Below are 14,873 nucleotides of genomic sequence, written 5' to 3'. Positions count from 1 at the left end.
AACGATGAGATTTTGCTATGTGCCCATCACCGTTCTCACCCGCCATTTCTCGACGCACGCTGCTCTCTTCTACTTCCATCGTCGCTGCGGCAACCATTTTGGGCCTCGGCGCGGGAGCGGCAGATGCCAAATCAGGACCTGAGAAGAACGCTATGCAGCCTGCCAACTCGAACAAAACCCAAATTGTCTATGTGGGCTCCAGAACCACTCGCGAGCGTAACGCCCGCGGTGCAGGCATCACGGTTTATCGACATGACCCGCAGACAGGTCGCTCCGAACTGGTTCAAACCGTCGGCGATCTGACGAACCCATCCTTCCTGTGCCTCGACCAAACCCAGAACCTGCTGTTCTGCGTGCATGGCGACCAGTCCATTGTCAGCTCATTCCAAATTGAGCCAGCCAGCGGAACGCTCACGAAGGTGAGCTCGGTTAGTTGCGAAGGGAACAACCCCGTCCATCTTACCGTGGACAAGAGCAACAAATTCCTCGCTGTGGCCAACTATGCCACCGGCAGCATTGTCATTCTGCCGTTCGATAAGACCGGCCACCTGCAACCCGTCATCAGCAAATACGACCTTCCGGGCAACCCTGGCCCGCACAAGATCGAGCAGGCGAGCTCCCACCCGCACATGATCCCACGCGATCCATCGGGCCGCTTCCTGGTGGTCCCGGACAAAGGACTGGATAAAGTCTTTGTGTTCGATTTGAAGCAGAACGGGACCGCACTGAAGCCTGAACTAGCGCATGAAATCAAGGCACGCGAGGGGGCCGGACCTCGACATGTGGTGTTCTCTCCGACCGGGTCATTTGCTTACGTCGTGAACGAACTGGACAGCACGATCACCAGCTACCGCTACAACCAGAATGACGGCTCCCTGGTTCCATTCCAGATGGTTCCAGCCCTCCCTCAGGACTTTGTAGGGGACAGCCGTGCAGCAGCGCTGGTCATTGCACCGGATGGAGTACATTTGTTCTCTTCAAATCGCGGGCATGACAGCGTGACCATTTATTCGGTGGATCAGCCTACCGGGAAGATCAACCCGATCGGCAACGTACCTAGCCACGGCAAGAAGCCTCGGTTCATGACCGCGTCCCCTAACGGTCGCTTCTTGTTCGTCGCTAACGAAGACAGCGACAACATCAAGACATTCTCCATTAGCCCGAAAGGCGAACTGGCTTTGCTGGAGCATCAGATCCAGACCGGCAGCCCGGTCTGCATGATTTTCCGCACCGCTTGAACCTCTTTTTTTCCTGATCCTGGCGTGCCGGGAGGCACGCCTATACCCCACGTTCCAATCGATGGAGCAGCACATGCATAACAAAAACAAGATTGGTTGCAAGCTTCTCGCCGTTACTCCTTGCCTGGCCGCAGCTATGGCCTATGGGGATGGTTTTATCGACGACAGCAAGGTCACCTTGCAAACGACGAACTTCTACATCAACCGCGATTTCCGTGACGGTGCTGGCCAGTCAAAGCGCGAAGAATGGGCCCATGGTTTCATTCTCGATGCGAAGTCCGGATACACACCAGGGCCAGTCGGTTTTGGGGTCGATGCTCTGGGCATGCTCGGCCTGAAGCTGGACTCAAGTCCCGATCGAACCGGTACTGGCCTGTTACCGACTCATGATGATGGTCGCGCTGCTGACGAGTTCAGCCGCCTGGGCCTGACTGGCAAGATGCGCCTATCCGAGACAGAGCTTAAATACGGCACTCTGATCCCCAAGCTGCCCACTGTTCAGGCCAACACTGGCCGCCTCCTTCCCCAGACCTTTGAGGGCGGCCTGCTCACCAGCAAAGAATTCGATTCGCTGTCCTTCATCGGTGCCCGCTTCGAGCGCCAAACCGATCGCGACTCGACAGACCGCGTACCGATCACACTAAACAACAAAAACCGTCGTTTCACAGGCAATACCGAAGGTGACGCCTTCTGGCTGGGCGGCTTGGATTACCAGCTCACAAAAGACCTGCTACTGACCTATCAATATGCAGAGCTGGAACAGGTCTACCACCAACACTTCGTGGGGGCGAACTATTCGATTCCAGTGGGCCCCGGGAAGATCAAAGCTGATCTTCGCTACATGGATAGCGACGATGACGGTCGAGCTTTGGGCGGACGTATCGATAGCAGAGCAATTTCCGGCATGTTCACCTACAGCTTGGGCGGACATGCGCTTGGTCTGGGACTGCAAAAGATGAACGGTTCTACCTCCATGCCCTATCTCGATGGAACTGATCCTTACCTGGTCAACTTCGTCCAGCTCAACGACTTCGCCGAGCCCGGTGAACGGTCTTGGCAATTGCGCTACGACTACAACTTCGCGGCTCTCGGCATTCCTGGCTTGACCTTCATGACCCGCTACCTGCGAGGCGACCAGGCCGACGCAGCGACCATCACCGGTGAGGGCCATGAATGGGAGCGCAACACTGAACTGCAGTATGTGGTGCAATCCGGTGCCCTGAAGAACGTATCGGTCCGGTGGCGTAACGCGAGCTATCGATCGAGCTTTGCACGTGGCGCGGATGAAAACCGCCTGATCGTGTCCTACACATTCCCAATTTTCTAACCCAGGAGAAGGTATGAGCCCTATTGCCCAGCAGGTTCTCAAGGACCTGGCGCCCAACGGCATTCTGCGTGCGGCGATCAACTTCGGTAACCCAGTGCTGGCTCAGCCAGGCGCTGACGGAGAACCGCATGGTGTTTCTGTTGCACTTGCTAAATCGCTGGCCGAAGAGCTGGGCGTAGGTCTCGAATTGCGCACATACGACGCGGCCGGGAAGGTATTCGCTGCACTTGAAGACAACGCGTGGACGTTGGCCTTCCTGGCTATCGAGCCTGTCCGCGCCGCCCAGATCAGCTTCAGTGAACCCTACGTACTTATCGAAGGGACCTATCTGGTAAAGGCCGAGTCGCCCTATTCCAAAACCGAGGACCTGGATCAACCTGGACTTCGGCTTGCGGTAGGCAACGGCGCTGCTTACGACCTGTACCTGTCACGTACGTTGCAGCATGCAGAGCTACACCGAGCTGAAACGTCTGCAGGTGCAGTAGACCTATTCATTGACCAAGACCTGGATGCTGCCGCCGGGGTCAGACAACCGCTGGAACAAATCGCAGCCAAGAATCAGAATTATCGGGTGATGCAGGGAGCCTTCACCGCTATCCGCCAAGCAGTCGCAGTGCCACGAGGCCGTGATGCTGGAGCAGCCTATGTTAGAGACTTCGTCGAACGACGATTGGCCGAGGGCTTCATCCGGGGTGCATTACTTGCCAGCGGGCAAACCGACGTCAGCGCACCCCGTTGAGGTCGATACTGGAGACGAGGCCTCATATAATCTGATGGGCTTCACTGGTCCCGATCTGTGAAAACAAACAGTTACAGGGTAATCGTTAGTGCCATCAATCAATTTTTTGGCAAGTTCGGTTCTTCAGATCGTTCGCGAATCAGCAATAGAGCATCCCAATAGAATGGACAGTTGGATAGACGCAAAGACCAGCGCTTCGATGGTGTACAAAGACGCAATGCCGCCCTGGATTGTTGAGTTTGACAATGGCGTAACCCTTAATGGAGCAATGCCCTACGCACGGATCGAGGGATATCGTCCTGTGACACTGGACCTTTACCTACCGCCCAGCCCGCGTCGGTCCTCTCCTTCCCCGTTGCTGATTTATATACATGGCGGCGGATGGCGACGAGGCGACAGTCATCGGTCAGGAGTGTTCAGCGATTTCCCGCGGCTGCTGGCAGAGATAGCCGCCCGCGGATATGCCGTGGCGTCGATCAACTACCGACTGAGCGCGGAAGTGAGGTGGCCTGGACAGCTCGAGGATGCCAAAGCCGCCCTGAATTATCTGGCAGGAATCGCTGAAGATCTTCAAATTGACACTACCAATACCTACGTCTGGGGAGTATCCGCTGGCGCGCAGATCGCTGCAAGTTTGGGCAACCCGTGGACCGATGGTAACTCTCCCGCGGCCGAACCTGGAGGCCGTGCTGTCACAATTCAAGCCGTAGCGGTATGGTACGGCGTGTTCTGCTTCCAAACCCTACCTTATCAAGCCCAACTCCTCGGGTTGTCTCTTCCGCAGCACGAGCTCGCTCCAGAGTCGCAATTACTGCGTTACTTACCCGACTCCTCGGATGTTCCTAAAGGGGCCAGTCCGGCGTTAGAAGTTAGCAACGAAACAGCGCCCACCTTGATTTTGGTAGGGAGAAAAGATGAAAAAGTCCCTTACTTACAAAGTATTCAATTAGCGCATGCGTTAGCTGCAGCTAACGTTCCGCACCAACTTACTGTGTATCCCGATGTTGGTCACAGCTTCATCTGCGAGCAAGATAGTACGATCACTCATAAAACCAATCTAGAAGCCTTAAACACTACCATTCAGTTCTTCGACGCTCGGGCCTTCGATTGATTGATCAAGGTTGGTCTTGAGTCGCAGGCTGGGTGGCGAAACTCACCAGCAGACGCATGCCATATTCTCCCAAGCAGTGACTAATGTAGGCCCTGATCCTAGAGCCTGGGATGTGCGCATGTATTACCGTGCCTTAAGCTACCAATGCTGTCGATCGGATGGCAGCGGGCTTCGGGACGTTAACTCAGCCGCAAGCCGATCTGGCAAGCACTGCCTCCCCTTACTCAGAACCAGTAAATTCTGCGCAGCGAGAAGAGGGTTCGAGTTGGACGTTGCGTCCTGCCAAAATGCCGGTGAATGCACCTGCGATAGAGATGGCGGCGGTGGTCAGCAGCGGTGCCGTCCAACCACCGGTTGAGTCGTGCAGTTGCCCCAGCAATATCGGGCCTGCTGCTGCCATCAAATAGCCTACACATTGCGCCATTCCTGAAAGTGCAGCCGCGTCAACGGAGTTCTTTGTGCGCAAACCGATGAACGTCAGGCCGAGCATCATGCTGGCGCCAGAACCAAAGCCTAGGAATGCGGCCCACCACATAGCGTGGCCTGGCGCATAAATAAGTCCGATAAGTGATAAGGCTGTTAGCAGACTGACGGTAGCGGCCGCCAGTCTTTGGTCTGTGAGACGGCGAAGCGTGGCCGCCAGGATCAAGCCGGGAATCGCTGTAGTCAGTTGAAGCGTGCCGTGTATTGTTCCTGCTTGTTCGGGGGATATCCCATGGTTCATCAGAATAGTAGGAAGCCAGCTCACTGTGACATAAAAAGGCAACGCGTTGAGCCCCATGAACAGGGTGACTTGCCAGGCAAGCGGCGAACGCCATACCGCCACAGATGCCGCTTGGTTCGGGCTGGGCAGGCTCAGGTGTTCTTTAACTTTCAACTGCGGTAGCCACACCAACATCGCCAACAGCGGGGCTGCCACCACCAAACTCAGGGCTATCGACCATCCCCATGATTGGGTCAGAGGAACGATAGCGGCTGACGTAACAGCACCTGCTGCGCCCATCGTGATGGAGTAAGCGCCGATCATAGACGCCATTTTCGATGAGAAGTCGCGTTTAATCAGGCTGGGAAGCAACACATTGCCAAGGGCGATTCCGGTGCCTATCAGTATCGAACCAGCGTATAACGCCCACGCGCTACCTGCGGAGCGGAGTAGGATGCCCACTGAAATCACCAACAGAGCACCGAAAAGGGTGCGCTCAGTACCGGACCTTCGTGCGACCGCAGCGCTGAGCGGGGAGAACCCCGCAAAAGCAAGGAGTGGCAGTGAAGTGAGCAGGCCCAGTGCTGATGCACTCAAGCCAAAATCCTTCTGGATTAGCGGCAGAATGGGCGCGATGCCCGTGAAGGGAGCGCGCAGATTAATGGCAATAAGCAGGATGCCCGCGACGAGCATGGTGGCCTGCCACTTGTTTTTTGTATCTGACATATTCTCTAGCTGTCCTCTAAAAAAAAGGCAACTGTAGAGAGCTTGAGAGTTATAGAATATAGATATCAAGCCATATGATACCTAAATCATGCCATTCTCAAAAAATGTCGTTTCCTCACCAGAAGATTTCGATTCAGACCTTTTTTTCCAGGCGGCGATTGCACTCAAGGTTGTGCCGGAACCTAATCATTCCGGCACCGGCACACATGATCATCGTAAAGGCCAACTGATCTTGTCTTTGCGGGGGGCGGTGAGCTGTGAGGTGCAGAACGCAATCTGGCTGGTGCCACCCCAGCACGCGGTATGGATCCCCGGCGGCACGCCACACTGTTGTCGTGTAACCGCGAATGCCAGTACCTGCTTTCTGTTCGTCGAGCCCAGCGCAGCTGTCATGCCTGATGGGTGCTGTACACTTGCTATTACGCCGCTTGTCCGGGAGTTGATCCTGCACCTTGTTGAGCAGGACCGCTCTTGTCTTTCAGAGGGCAAGGCCGCGCGGTTGGTTGCAGTGCTACTCGAGCAGCTTTCCGATGCGTCGGTGAAAGAGCTGCACTTGCCAATATCAGACCATCCGAAGATCAAACACATCGCGGATACGCTCTTTGCTACTCCCGGCGACCGCACCACCCTGCGCGAATGGGCCACTCGGCTTGCGACTAGTGAACGAACGCTGGCTAGGCTAGTTGAAAGCAAGACCGGGCTCAGCTTCGGGCGGTGGCGCCAGCAGCTGCATTTGATGATCGCACTCAGCCATTTGGCAGAGGGGGTATCCGTGCAACGTGTGGCGGGCATTCTTGGATATGACTCCGTTAATGCCTTCATTACGATGTTCAAGAAAGCCGTAGGTAAGTCACCTACCCAGTACTTCTCTTCTTTGCGCTAACACTCCGCTCGCGAATCCGAGGGGCCGAAGCTATCAAAAACTAGTTTTTACACAGTGGCCGTTGTACAAATCCGGCAATGGAAGCTATGAGTCGTCATGACCCCGCTAGGCTTTAGGGACTTTATGGAGATTCATCTCCAACCAGTCGCCAAGTGCCGCAACATGCGCGGCGGCTTCCTGACCAAAAGGGGTCAGATCATATTCGACCCACGGAGGGACAATGGGATATGAGGTCCGGCGCACGAAACCATCGCCTTCCAGCCGCTGAAGGGTCTGCGACAACATCTTTTCGCTGACGCCGTTCACTTTGCGACGCAGCTCACTGTAACGCAGCGTGCCGTCAATTAGCGCAATCAGGCATAGCATTCCCCACAGACTCGTGACGTGAGACAGCACTTCCCTGGCCTTGCATTTGCCCGTGAATAGGTCGCCGCGCCTGAGCTTGGCGGTCAGCGTGTGCTCGTCAAGCGCGGATGAGTCTTGGGGGTTGACGGTGTCCAAGCGAGAGTCAGTCATTGTACTAACCAAAAGGTGCGTACTTCCTTAGGGTGGGGTAGCAAACTTATAGTGCGTGCCAATCATCGGTCAAGGTCAGGGTGAGCGCTTTGCAACGTCCCACATTCAATAAACGCTGGATGCCCGTGCTGGTCATCGCAGCCATCGTCGGCGCACTGGCACTGTCATTCGCCTGGGCCGCCGGGCTGGTCGGGGGCCGAACCACCACTCGAACGTTTCTCGGTGACTCGCTGCAGCACTTCGAACCGGGCTATCGTCGAGCGCATGGTAAGGGCATCTGTTTCGCAGGAGTTTTTCGCAGCAGCAATGCAGCGGCGTCGCTCTCGACCGCTCGAGTGTTCGCCCAGGATGAAGTCCCGGCAATCGGACGTTTCTCGATCGGATCCGCCGACCCCCATGCGCCGGACGCCTCTACCGCCACGGTGAGCATGGCCTTGTTGTTGAGTGCAGACGACAGATCTCAATGGCGGATGAAGCTGAACAATGCCCCCTACTTCCCTACGCGTGATGCCGAGGGGTTCCTGGCACAAAGGCACGCATTCGAGCCTGACCCGACCACCGGACAGCCTGACCCCGCGCGAGTCGGGGCGTTCTTCGAAAAGTACCCAGAGGCTCGCAAGGCGGTGGAGTACAAGGCGACTGCGCCTTGGCCGAGCAGCTTTGCGCAGGCCCAGTACAACGTCATCAACGCATTTATCCTGCTTGCGGCAGATGGCACACGCCAGCCCGTGCGCTGGTTCATGCGGCCCCACGCTCCCTTCCATGGCCTCTCCCCGGAAGAGCGGGCGCGATCCAGCCGTGATTTCCTGTTCGACGATATCAAGAAGCGGGTGGCACAAGCGCCCGTTCGCTGGGATCTGGTACTGCAATTGGCGCAGGCGGGAGATCCGGTCGATGATCCGTCACAACCCTGGCCCGACGAGCGACAGCAAGTGGTCGCCGGCACGCTGGAAGTGACCAGCGTTCGCGATCAGCGCGAAGGGGGCTGTCGCGATATCAACTTCGACCCCACCTTGGTGCCATCCGGTATCGCGCTTTCGAACGATCCTGTGCTAGCAGCGCGCGCGGGTATTTACTCGCACTCTTACAATGCACGTCTGCGCGAAATCGCGTTCGGCAGGGCAACCGACGCCATTGGCCAGCAGGAGCACAAGTGATGCAAGACGTACCAACTACCCGTACGCGCAGTCCCCGGCACTTCAACCTAACCGCCAGGCTACTGCACTGGGCAATGGCGATCGCCATCATGGCCATGCTGTTCATCGGGGTAGCCATGATGAGCTCATTAGCCCTCCGTCCCGTGTTGATCGACGTGCATCAGCCGTTGGGCATCGCCATCCTTTGCCTCGCACTGGTGCGCCTGGCCAATCGCTTCTGCCGGCCTGTGCCGGCACTGCCCGCAAGTATTCCCCGCTGGCAAGCCGTAGCCGCCCACCTGTTGCACGGCTTGCTCTACCTATTGATGGTGGGGTTGCCAGTGCTCGGCTGGGCGGTGCGTTCGGCAGGCAACTGGCCCGTCATCCTTCTGGGCGACTGGAGCTTGCCTGCGCTGGTTCCGGAAAACCCGGTGCTCTACGCATGGCTTCGGCTGGCACATGGCGCTCTGGCGTGGCTGCTGTTCGCGATCATCCTGGGACATCTGGGCGCCGCATTGATGCATGCCTGGGTACTAAGAGACGGTGTTTTCTCCAGCATGGCCCGAGGCGCCAGCGACGAACGAGCTAAAGCTGGATCCGGCTCGCGGCCCACGTCTTGATGCGTTTGAATATCCCGCGCTGGCGTTGAACCGATAGCGGTCAGCCCTGACTGGCCGCTCTCGCCTTTTGGCGGAATAACCATCACTGGTTCTACCGGGGGGCGACTGTCAGTCGCTGATGACATGCCGCTCGCAGGCAAGTCGGGTGCATTCCCTAAAAAGCTTGGCGGCAGGCCCGGGGTCACGGTTATGGGGATAAAAACAGCCGATCCCGCCGAAACGTAAGGGCGTGCCGAAGGTGAAGCTTCGAATCCCGCCCTGACCAGACAATTGCCTAGCCGTCTCCATCGGCAGCAAACCCACAGTCTTCTGGTCCTGCATCAACGCTACGTTGGTAAGCACCGACAGCGACTCGATTACATTGGCTGGCAGCGGTAAATCAGCCTCGGCAAAAAGCCCATTGACGGTACGACGTAGTGACGAGCCGGGTGGCGGCAAAATCCACGGATAGGCCTGCAAATCGGCCAAGCTCGACACGGCCTGATCGTGTAGCGGGTGTCGGCTTCCGGCAACGATCGACAAAGACTCCACGTAAAGCGAGTCAACGCCCAACGTCCGGCTCTCCTCCCGCCCCCGCCAGTCGTCAGGGATCCTCCCGATCACCAGGTCCACCTCACCCACTATCAAGGCGGGGAAGAGTTGATCGAATTGCCCGATCCGCACCGACACCAGCACCTGCGGGGCGCGCTCCTTGAGCAGCCGTAGCGCGAGCGGCAACAACGATGCCGAAGCTGAAATTAGCGTGCCTACAACCACATGGCCTGCCCCCCCCTCGTGATGAGCCTGCACTTCATCAGTTAGCGCCCTAAGCTCTGCCAGCATTGCACGGGCTCTGCGCAGCACTACCTCGCCCAGCTCCGTCAGGCGCACGCCGCGATTGCTACGTACCAGCAACGGCGCGGAGAAGTACGACTCTATCTCATGGATAACCTTGGTGACGGCAGGTTGAGTCATGTTCAATATCTGAGCTGCACGCACTAGTGAGCCGCTCTGCACGACCTGGTCGAATACCACCAGTTGGTAGAACTTCAGCTTGCGCGAAACCGTAAGTACGCTTGATTTCATGACGCTCCTCGGCAACCACGACTTTTTTCCGATCAGGTTGCCGCTCGTTCGCGATGGCCAATCAAATGCCGAAGAATCCCCGGGCGTTCTCGGCGCAGATACGCGACTTGTCCTGCTCGCTCAACTGCGGATGCTCCAGTACACCAGCACCAATGGCCTGTTCGCCTAGCGGGAAGGGAGAGTCGGAGCCCAGCATGACGCGGTCTGCCCCCATCACGTCCACCAGCAAACGCAGTGCACGAGGGTCGAAGACCGCCGAGTCGACGAAGAAACGTTTGACATAGCTTGACGGCAGTTCCGGGCAATCCTCTCGGACAATATCTCTATGGCGCCAGGCGTTATCTACCCGTCCCAGGAGGAAGGCGAAGCCGCCGCCGCCATGGGCGAAACAGATGCGCAGGGACGCCGGCAAGTGTTCGAAAGCGCCAGACAGGATCAGCGACAGGATACCCAGCTGTGTTTCCGCCGGCATCGCGACAAGCCAAGGCAACATCCATTTCTTCATGCGCTCGCCGCCCATCATGTCCCACGGGTGCACCAGCAACGGGATATTTTCCACCGCACAGTGGTGCAGGAAGGTGATCAGGCCCGCTTCGTCCAGATCGTGGTTGCCCACGTGATTGCCGATTTGCACCCCGACATGGCCACAGGCCTTGGCCCGGCTGGCCTCAAGGCAGGCCGCCTCGATATCTTGCAGGGGTACCTGGGCCAGTACCTTGAGGCGATCGGGTACCTGGGCCGTCATCTCCAGGGCTCGATCATTCATCATCTGTGCCCACGGCAGCGCCTGCGCGATAGGTTGGTCGTAGGCGAACATCACCGGCGTTGCGCACATCACTTGCACGTCCAAGCCCTGCTCATCCAGGTGTTCGATGCGGCGCTGCGGATCCCACAGCACATCATGTACCGGACGGAACGGCTTATCTCCCAGCATGATCTGCCCCTGACGCCCCTCGGTATGCAGCCAAGGGCCACGCTGAGGACTCAGGCGGGCGGCCTCGGCTTGAGTAATGCGGGGAAGAAAGTGCGAATGGATATCGATTTTCATAAGTCGTGGACCTCACGCAGCGTGTTGTGCCAGGTCTGCCAATCGCGGCCTGGGTGGATTTCGCCGCAACCAGGGCAACGACGCTCTTCATCGGTGGTGGTATAGAATTGGTCGTATACCGGTGGAAGATCGGCAACGATGCTCTTGAGCCTCAACTCATAGCGCCGGACCACGGTGCCGCAGTGCGCACAGGACCACTGCAAGGCGTCGGACTGCCCTTCCGGGCGGCGATGCTCCACCACCAGACACAGACTGCCGGGCTCAGGACGCTGCGGCGAATGGATAACGTGGGGGGCCATCAGGTAGATGTCGCCTTCCTTGAGGTCGACGCGCTCGTAGCGACCTCGGTCCCAGACGTTCAAGTAGGCATTGCCCTTGAACTGGTAGAAAAACTCCTCCACCGGATCGTCATGGAAGTCGGTGCGCTGATTAGGCCCACCCACCACGGTAACCATGTAATCGCTGTCCTGCCATATCTGCTGATTGTTAACCGGCGGCTTGAGCAGGTGCGCGTGCTCGTCTATCCAGCGGTTGAAGTTGAAAGGGGCGCTGAAGTGATGCTTGTCCATGGTTGTTTTCTCCCAACGGTTCAGCGACGACGCGGCGCGTACGCTATGGCCTTGATCTCGATACGTAGATGGGGGTGCGGCAATTGGTGTACGGCTACGGTGGTGCGGGTCGGGCCGCTTTCGTCAAAGTATTCGGCGTATACGTCGTTGTATCCGCCGAAGTCGTTCATATCGACGAGGAAGCTGCTGATCTCCACCACGTCTGCAAGGCTTGCACCTGCAGAGGCGAGGATGTCGCGCATGTTCTCAATCACTGCGCGAGTCTGCGCCCGAATGTCTAGCTGGGTGGTGCCCATGGCATCCACCTCGACGCCGACAAAACTGTTGTCCGGGCGCCGTGAGCTGGTACCGGAGACGAACAGGAAGTCACCCGCACGCTTGATATGCGGAAAGCGCCCACGCGGTGTGGCCTTGCCAGCAACGACAGTGGCGTTGAGGTCACTCATAGCTGACGCCTCCGTGGTCACCGCGGACGCTGAAGCTGCTCTGCCCAACGCCATGGACATCGACACTGACATGCACGCCTGGGTACAACGCCACCGCAGCGCAGGCGGCGCCTGCCATCACGAGGCTACCCGCGGGCAATTCGAGTTCGGCGCCGTGCAGCAGGCGTGAGGCCTGCACTAGACTGCGCAGCGGATTGCCGAGGATTGCAGCCGTGGAGCCGGCCTGAGCCACACGCCCATCCAGGCGCATCACTACGCCGGCGTTGTCCAGCCCAGAGAAGTTGCGCGACCAAGCTCCAATGGTGAGGCCGGCCGAGGAGCAGTTGTCCGCCACCACATCCTCCAGGCTGAACTTGAACGCCTGGTAGCGTGAATCGATGATCTCCAGCGCCGGCGCCACGGCCTCGACATAATTGCCTACTTCCAGCAGGGTCAGCGGGCGATCAATCGCACGGCGCGTTAGAAAGCAAACCTCCGGCTCGACTCGCGGATGAATGTAGCGCGCCAAGTCGATCAGGCCGCCGTCCTCTTCCACCATGGTGTTGCTGAGCCACCCCCAGATCAGGCTATCCACCCCCATTTGCACCATCTTCGCGCGGCTGGTGAAGCCCAGCTTGATGCCGATGCTGTGCTCACCATCGGCATAACGACGCTGCATGGAGGCGCGCTGGATCCGGTAGGCGTCATCCAGGGAAAAGGCGGTGCTGCCACTGAACTGTGCCAGTGGTTCGGCGCTTCGCGCCGCTCGGTCAAGGGCTTCGGCGATACGAGCAATATCGGTATTCATGCACGCTTCTCCAGCGATGGCTTCAATAGGTCGAGTGCGACGTCAACGATCATGTCTTCCTGGCCACCGACCATCCGCCGCTTGCCCAGCTCGACGAGGATGTCCACGGCCTTGATGCCATACCGTGCAGCGGCCACTTCGGCGTGGCGCAGGAAGCTCGAATAGACCCCGGCGTAACCCAGGGCCAGCGTTTCACGGTCCACCCGTACCGGGCGGTCCTGTAGCGGGCGCACCAGGTCGTCGGCGGCATCCATCAGCGCGTACACGTCGGTACCGTGCTGCCAGCCAAGCTTGTCGGCAGCGGCGATGAACACTTCCAGCGGGGCGTTGCCGGCGCCGGCGCCCATGCCGGCGAGGCTGGCGTCGATGCGGTCGCAGCCCTCCTCCACGGCGGCGATGGAGTTGGCCACGCCCAGACTGAGGTTGTGGTGGGCATGGATACCGGTCGACGTCGCTGGGTCGAGCACAGCCTTGACCGCACGGAAGCGCGCACGGATGTCGTCCATGTTCATCGCCCCGCCCGAATCCACCACATAGATGCAAGTGGCGCCGTAGCCCTCCATTAATTTGGCCTGCTGCGCGAGCCCTTCAGGCGTGTGCATATGGCTCATCATCAGGAAGCCAACGGTGTCCATGCCCAGTTCACGGGCATATTCGATGTGCTGGCGCGAAACATCTGCCTCGGTGCAGTGGGTGGCCACGCGAACAATGCGAGCACCGGCGTCATAGGCGCTCTTCAGGTCATGGAGGGTGCCAATCCCTGGCAGCAGCAGCGTGGCGATCTTGGCGTGGTTGACCGCGTCGGCCGCTGCTTCGATCCATTCGAGGTCGGTGTGGGCACCGAAACCGTAGTTGAAGCTGGAACCCTGTAGGCCATCGCCATGGGCGACTTCGATGGAGTCGACCTTGGCGCGATCCAGCGCCGTGGCGATGGCACGCACGTCATCCAGCGAATACTGGTGACGGATGGCGTGCATGCCGTCGCGCAGGGTTACGTCACTGATATAGAGCTTCTTGCCGTTCATGCCGACGCCCCCATTGCTTGTGCCATGCGCTCGGCGGTGGCCAGCGCGGCGGAGGTCATAATGTCGAGATTGCCGGCGTAAGCCGGCAGGTAATGGGCGGCGCCTTCCACTTCAAGGAACACCGACGTCTTGAGACCGGTGAAGGTGCCCTGCCCAGGCAACCTCAGGCCGCACACGGGTTCGAACTGCACCTGCTGTTTGAGGCGGTAGCCCGGCACGTAGACCTGCACTGCGCGAGCCATTTCCTCGATGCTCCCCGCGATGTACTGTTGGTCGGCGGTCTCGCTCAGCACGTACACCGTGTCGCGCATCATCAGCGGCGGTTCCGCGGGGTTCATGATGATGATCGCCTTGCCCTTGGTCGCGCCGCCTATCACTTCGATGGCCTTGCTGGTGGTCTCGGTGAATTCGTCGATATTGGCGCGGGTGCCGGGGCCGGCGGACTTGCTGGCAATCGAGGCAACGATCTCGGCGTAGTGCACCTTGGCCACCCGCGATACCGCCGCGACCATTGGGATGGTCGCCTGGCCACCGCAGGTGACCATGTTGACGTTGGTCGCCTGCAGGTGCTGCTCGAGGTTTACCACCGGCACGCAGTACGGGCCGATGGCCGCTGGGGTCAGGTCGATGATGCGCAGGTCGGCCTTGTGCTGGCGCAGGAAGGCGTCGTTCTTCACATGGGCACCAGCGCTGGTGGCGTCGAAGACGAAATCGATGTCCCTGAACACCGGCAGGCGGGTCAGGCCCTGCACGCCTTCGTGGGTGGTGGTCACGCCCAGGCGGGCGGCGCGGGCCAGGCCGTCGGAGGCCGGGTCGATGCCGACCATCGCTGCCATCTCTAGGTGCTTGGCGTTGCGCAGGATCTTGATCATCAGGTCGGTGCCGATGTTGCCGGAACCGATGATGGCTACTTTGCGTTTCTGGCTCATTTAGG

Annotated in this window: 16 protein-coding genes; 7 read left to right on the top strand and 9 right to left on the bottom strand. The window is 58.8% G+C overall.

All coding sequences use genetic code 11. The annotated features are described in order from the left end of the window. Window positions 1-17: 17 nt before the first annotated feature. From QOS90_RS14170 to QOS90_RS14155, 4 genes are all read left to right on the top strand, one after another. Window positions 18-1,238 (top strand): lactonase family protein, encoded by a 1,221-nt coding sequence (locus tag QOS90_RS14170; RefSeq protein WP_231100241.1) that lies wholly within the window; start codon window positions 18-20, stop codon window positions 1,236-1,238. Window positions 1,239-1,311: 73 nt separating this feature from the next. Beyond that, window positions 1,312-2,565: an OprD family porin gene (locus tag QOS90_RS14165; protein ID WP_027915678.1), complete on the top strand. Its 1,254-nt coding sequence runs from the start codon at window positions 1,312-1,314 to the stop codon at window positions 2,563-2,565. A 13-nt stretch (window positions 2,566-2,578) separates the two neighbouring features. Then, window positions 2,579-3,304: an ABC transporter substrate-binding protein gene (locus QOS90_RS14160; protein WP_027915677.1), complete on the top strand. Its 726-nt coding sequence runs from the start codon at window positions 2,579-2,581 to the stop codon at window positions 3,302-3,304. Window positions 3,305-3,392: 88 nt separating this feature from the next. After that, window positions 3,393-4,415 carry an alpha/beta hydrolase gene (locus QOS90_RS14155; RefSeq protein WP_231100240.1) on the top strand — a complete coding sequence of 341 codons (1,023 nt, stop codon included), beginning with the start codon at window positions 3,393-3,395 and terminating at the stop codon, window positions 4,413-4,415. 220 nt (window positions 4,416-4,635) lie between these two features. Here the strand turns inward: QOS90_RS14155 and QOS90_RS14150 are convergent, their stop codons facing one another. Further along, window positions 4,636-5,844, bottom strand: coding sequence for an MFS transporter (locus QOS90_RS14150; RefSeq protein ID WP_027915675.1), 1,209 nt, complete (start codon window positions 5,842-5,844; stop codon window positions 4,636-4,638). A gap of 88 nt (window positions 5,845-5,932) precedes the next feature. On the opposite strand from QOS90_RS14150, the gene QOS90_RS14145 reads away from it, so the two are divergent. Next, window positions 5,933-6,727, top strand: a complete 795-nt coding sequence (locus QOS90_RS14145; RefSeq protein WP_027915674.1) for an AraC family transcriptional regulator — start codon at window positions 5,933-5,935, stop codon at window positions 6,725-6,727. A gap of 105 nt (window positions 6,728-6,832) precedes the next feature. On the opposite strand, the gene QOS90_RS14140 is transcribed toward QOS90_RS14145, so the two are convergent. Beyond that, the gene (locus QOS90_RS14140; protein WP_231100239.1) at window positions 6,833-7,228 is read right to left on the bottom strand and encodes a winged helix-turn-helix transcriptional regulator; all 396 of its coding nucleotides are present in this window, start codon (window positions 7,226-7,228) and stop codon (window positions 6,833-6,835) included. Window positions 7,229-7,323: 95 nt separating this feature from the next. On the opposite strand from QOS90_RS14140, the gene QOS90_RS14135 reads away from it, so the two are divergent. Continuing rightward, on the top strand, window positions 7,324-8,400 hold the full coding sequence (locus QOS90_RS14135; RefSeq protein WP_027915673.1) for a catalase family peroxidase: 1,077 nt from the start codon (window positions 7,324-7,326) through the stop codon (window positions 8,398-8,400). Further along, window positions 8,400-8,999, top strand: coding sequence for a cytochrome b (locus QOS90_RS14130; RefSeq protein ID WP_025754653.1), 600 nt, complete (start codon window positions 8,400-8,402; stop codon window positions 8,997-8,999). The genes QOS90_RS14135 and QOS90_RS14130 overlap by 1 nt, the downstream gene beginning before the upstream one ends. 108 nt (window positions 9,000-9,107) lie before the next feature. Here the strand turns inward: QOS90_RS14130 and QOS90_RS14125 are convergent, their stop codons facing one another. From QOS90_RS14125 to QOS90_RS14095, 7 genes are all read right to left on the bottom strand, one after another. Then, window positions 9,108-10,064 (bottom strand): LysR family transcriptional regulator, encoded by a 957-nt coding sequence (locus tag QOS90_RS14125; RefSeq protein ID WP_027915672.1) that lies wholly within the window; start codon window positions 10,062-10,064, stop codon window positions 9,108-9,110. Between the two features lie 61 nt (window positions 10,065-10,125). Continuing rightward, the gene (locus QOS90_RS14120) at window positions 10,126-11,112 is read right to left on the bottom strand and encodes an amidohydrolase family protein (protein ID WP_027915671.1); all 987 of its coding nucleotides are present in this window, start codon (window positions 11,110-11,112) and stop codon (window positions 10,126-10,128) included. Then, window positions 11,109-11,681, bottom strand: coding sequence for a 3-hydroxyanthranilate 3,4-dioxygenase (locus QOS90_RS14115; protein ID WP_027915670.1), 573 nt, complete (start codon window positions 11,679-11,681; stop codon window positions 11,109-11,111). Before QOS90_RS14115 ends, QOS90_RS14120 begins: the two co-directional genes overlap by 4 nt. A gap of 20 nt (window positions 11,682-11,701) precedes the next feature. Then, window positions 11,702-12,127 (bottom strand): RidA family protein, encoded by a 426-nt coding sequence (locus tag QOS90_RS14110; protein ID WP_025754657.1) that lies wholly within the window; start codon window positions 12,125-12,127, stop codon window positions 11,702-11,704. Beyond that, window positions 12,120-12,914, bottom strand: coding sequence for a 2-keto-4-pentenoate hydratase (locus QOS90_RS14105; RefSeq protein ID WP_027915669.1), 795 nt, complete (start codon window positions 12,912-12,914; stop codon window positions 12,120-12,122). Before QOS90_RS14105 ends, QOS90_RS14110 begins: the two co-directional genes overlap by 8 nt. Continuing rightward, complete coding sequence (mhpE, locus tag QOS90_RS14100) at window positions 12,911-13,939, bottom strand: 4-hydroxy-2-oxovalerate aldolase (protein ID WP_027915668.1); 1,029 nt, start codon at window positions 13,937-13,939, stop codon at window positions 12,911-12,913. Before mhpE ends, QOS90_RS14105 begins: the two co-directional genes overlap by 4 nt. Beyond that, window positions 13,936-14,868: an acetaldehyde dehydrogenase (acetylating) gene (locus tag QOS90_RS14095; protein ID WP_027915667.1), complete on the bottom strand. Its 933-nt coding sequence runs from the start codon at window positions 14,866-14,868 to the stop codon at window positions 13,936-13,938. The genes mhpE and QOS90_RS14095 overlap by 4 nt, the downstream gene beginning before the upstream one ends. Window positions 14,869-14,873 lie beyond the last annotated feature (5 nt).

The sequence above is a fragment of the Pseudomonas sp. LAIL14HWK12:I10 genome (assembly GCF_900184205.1).
GTDB classification, from domain to species: Bacteria; Pseudomonadota; Gammaproteobacteria; order Pseudomonadales; family Pseudomonadaceae; genus Aquipseudomonas; species Aquipseudomonas kermanshahensis.
Note: the sequence above shows the minus strand (reverse complement) of the source record. Positions and strands in the feature narration are given on the sequence as shown.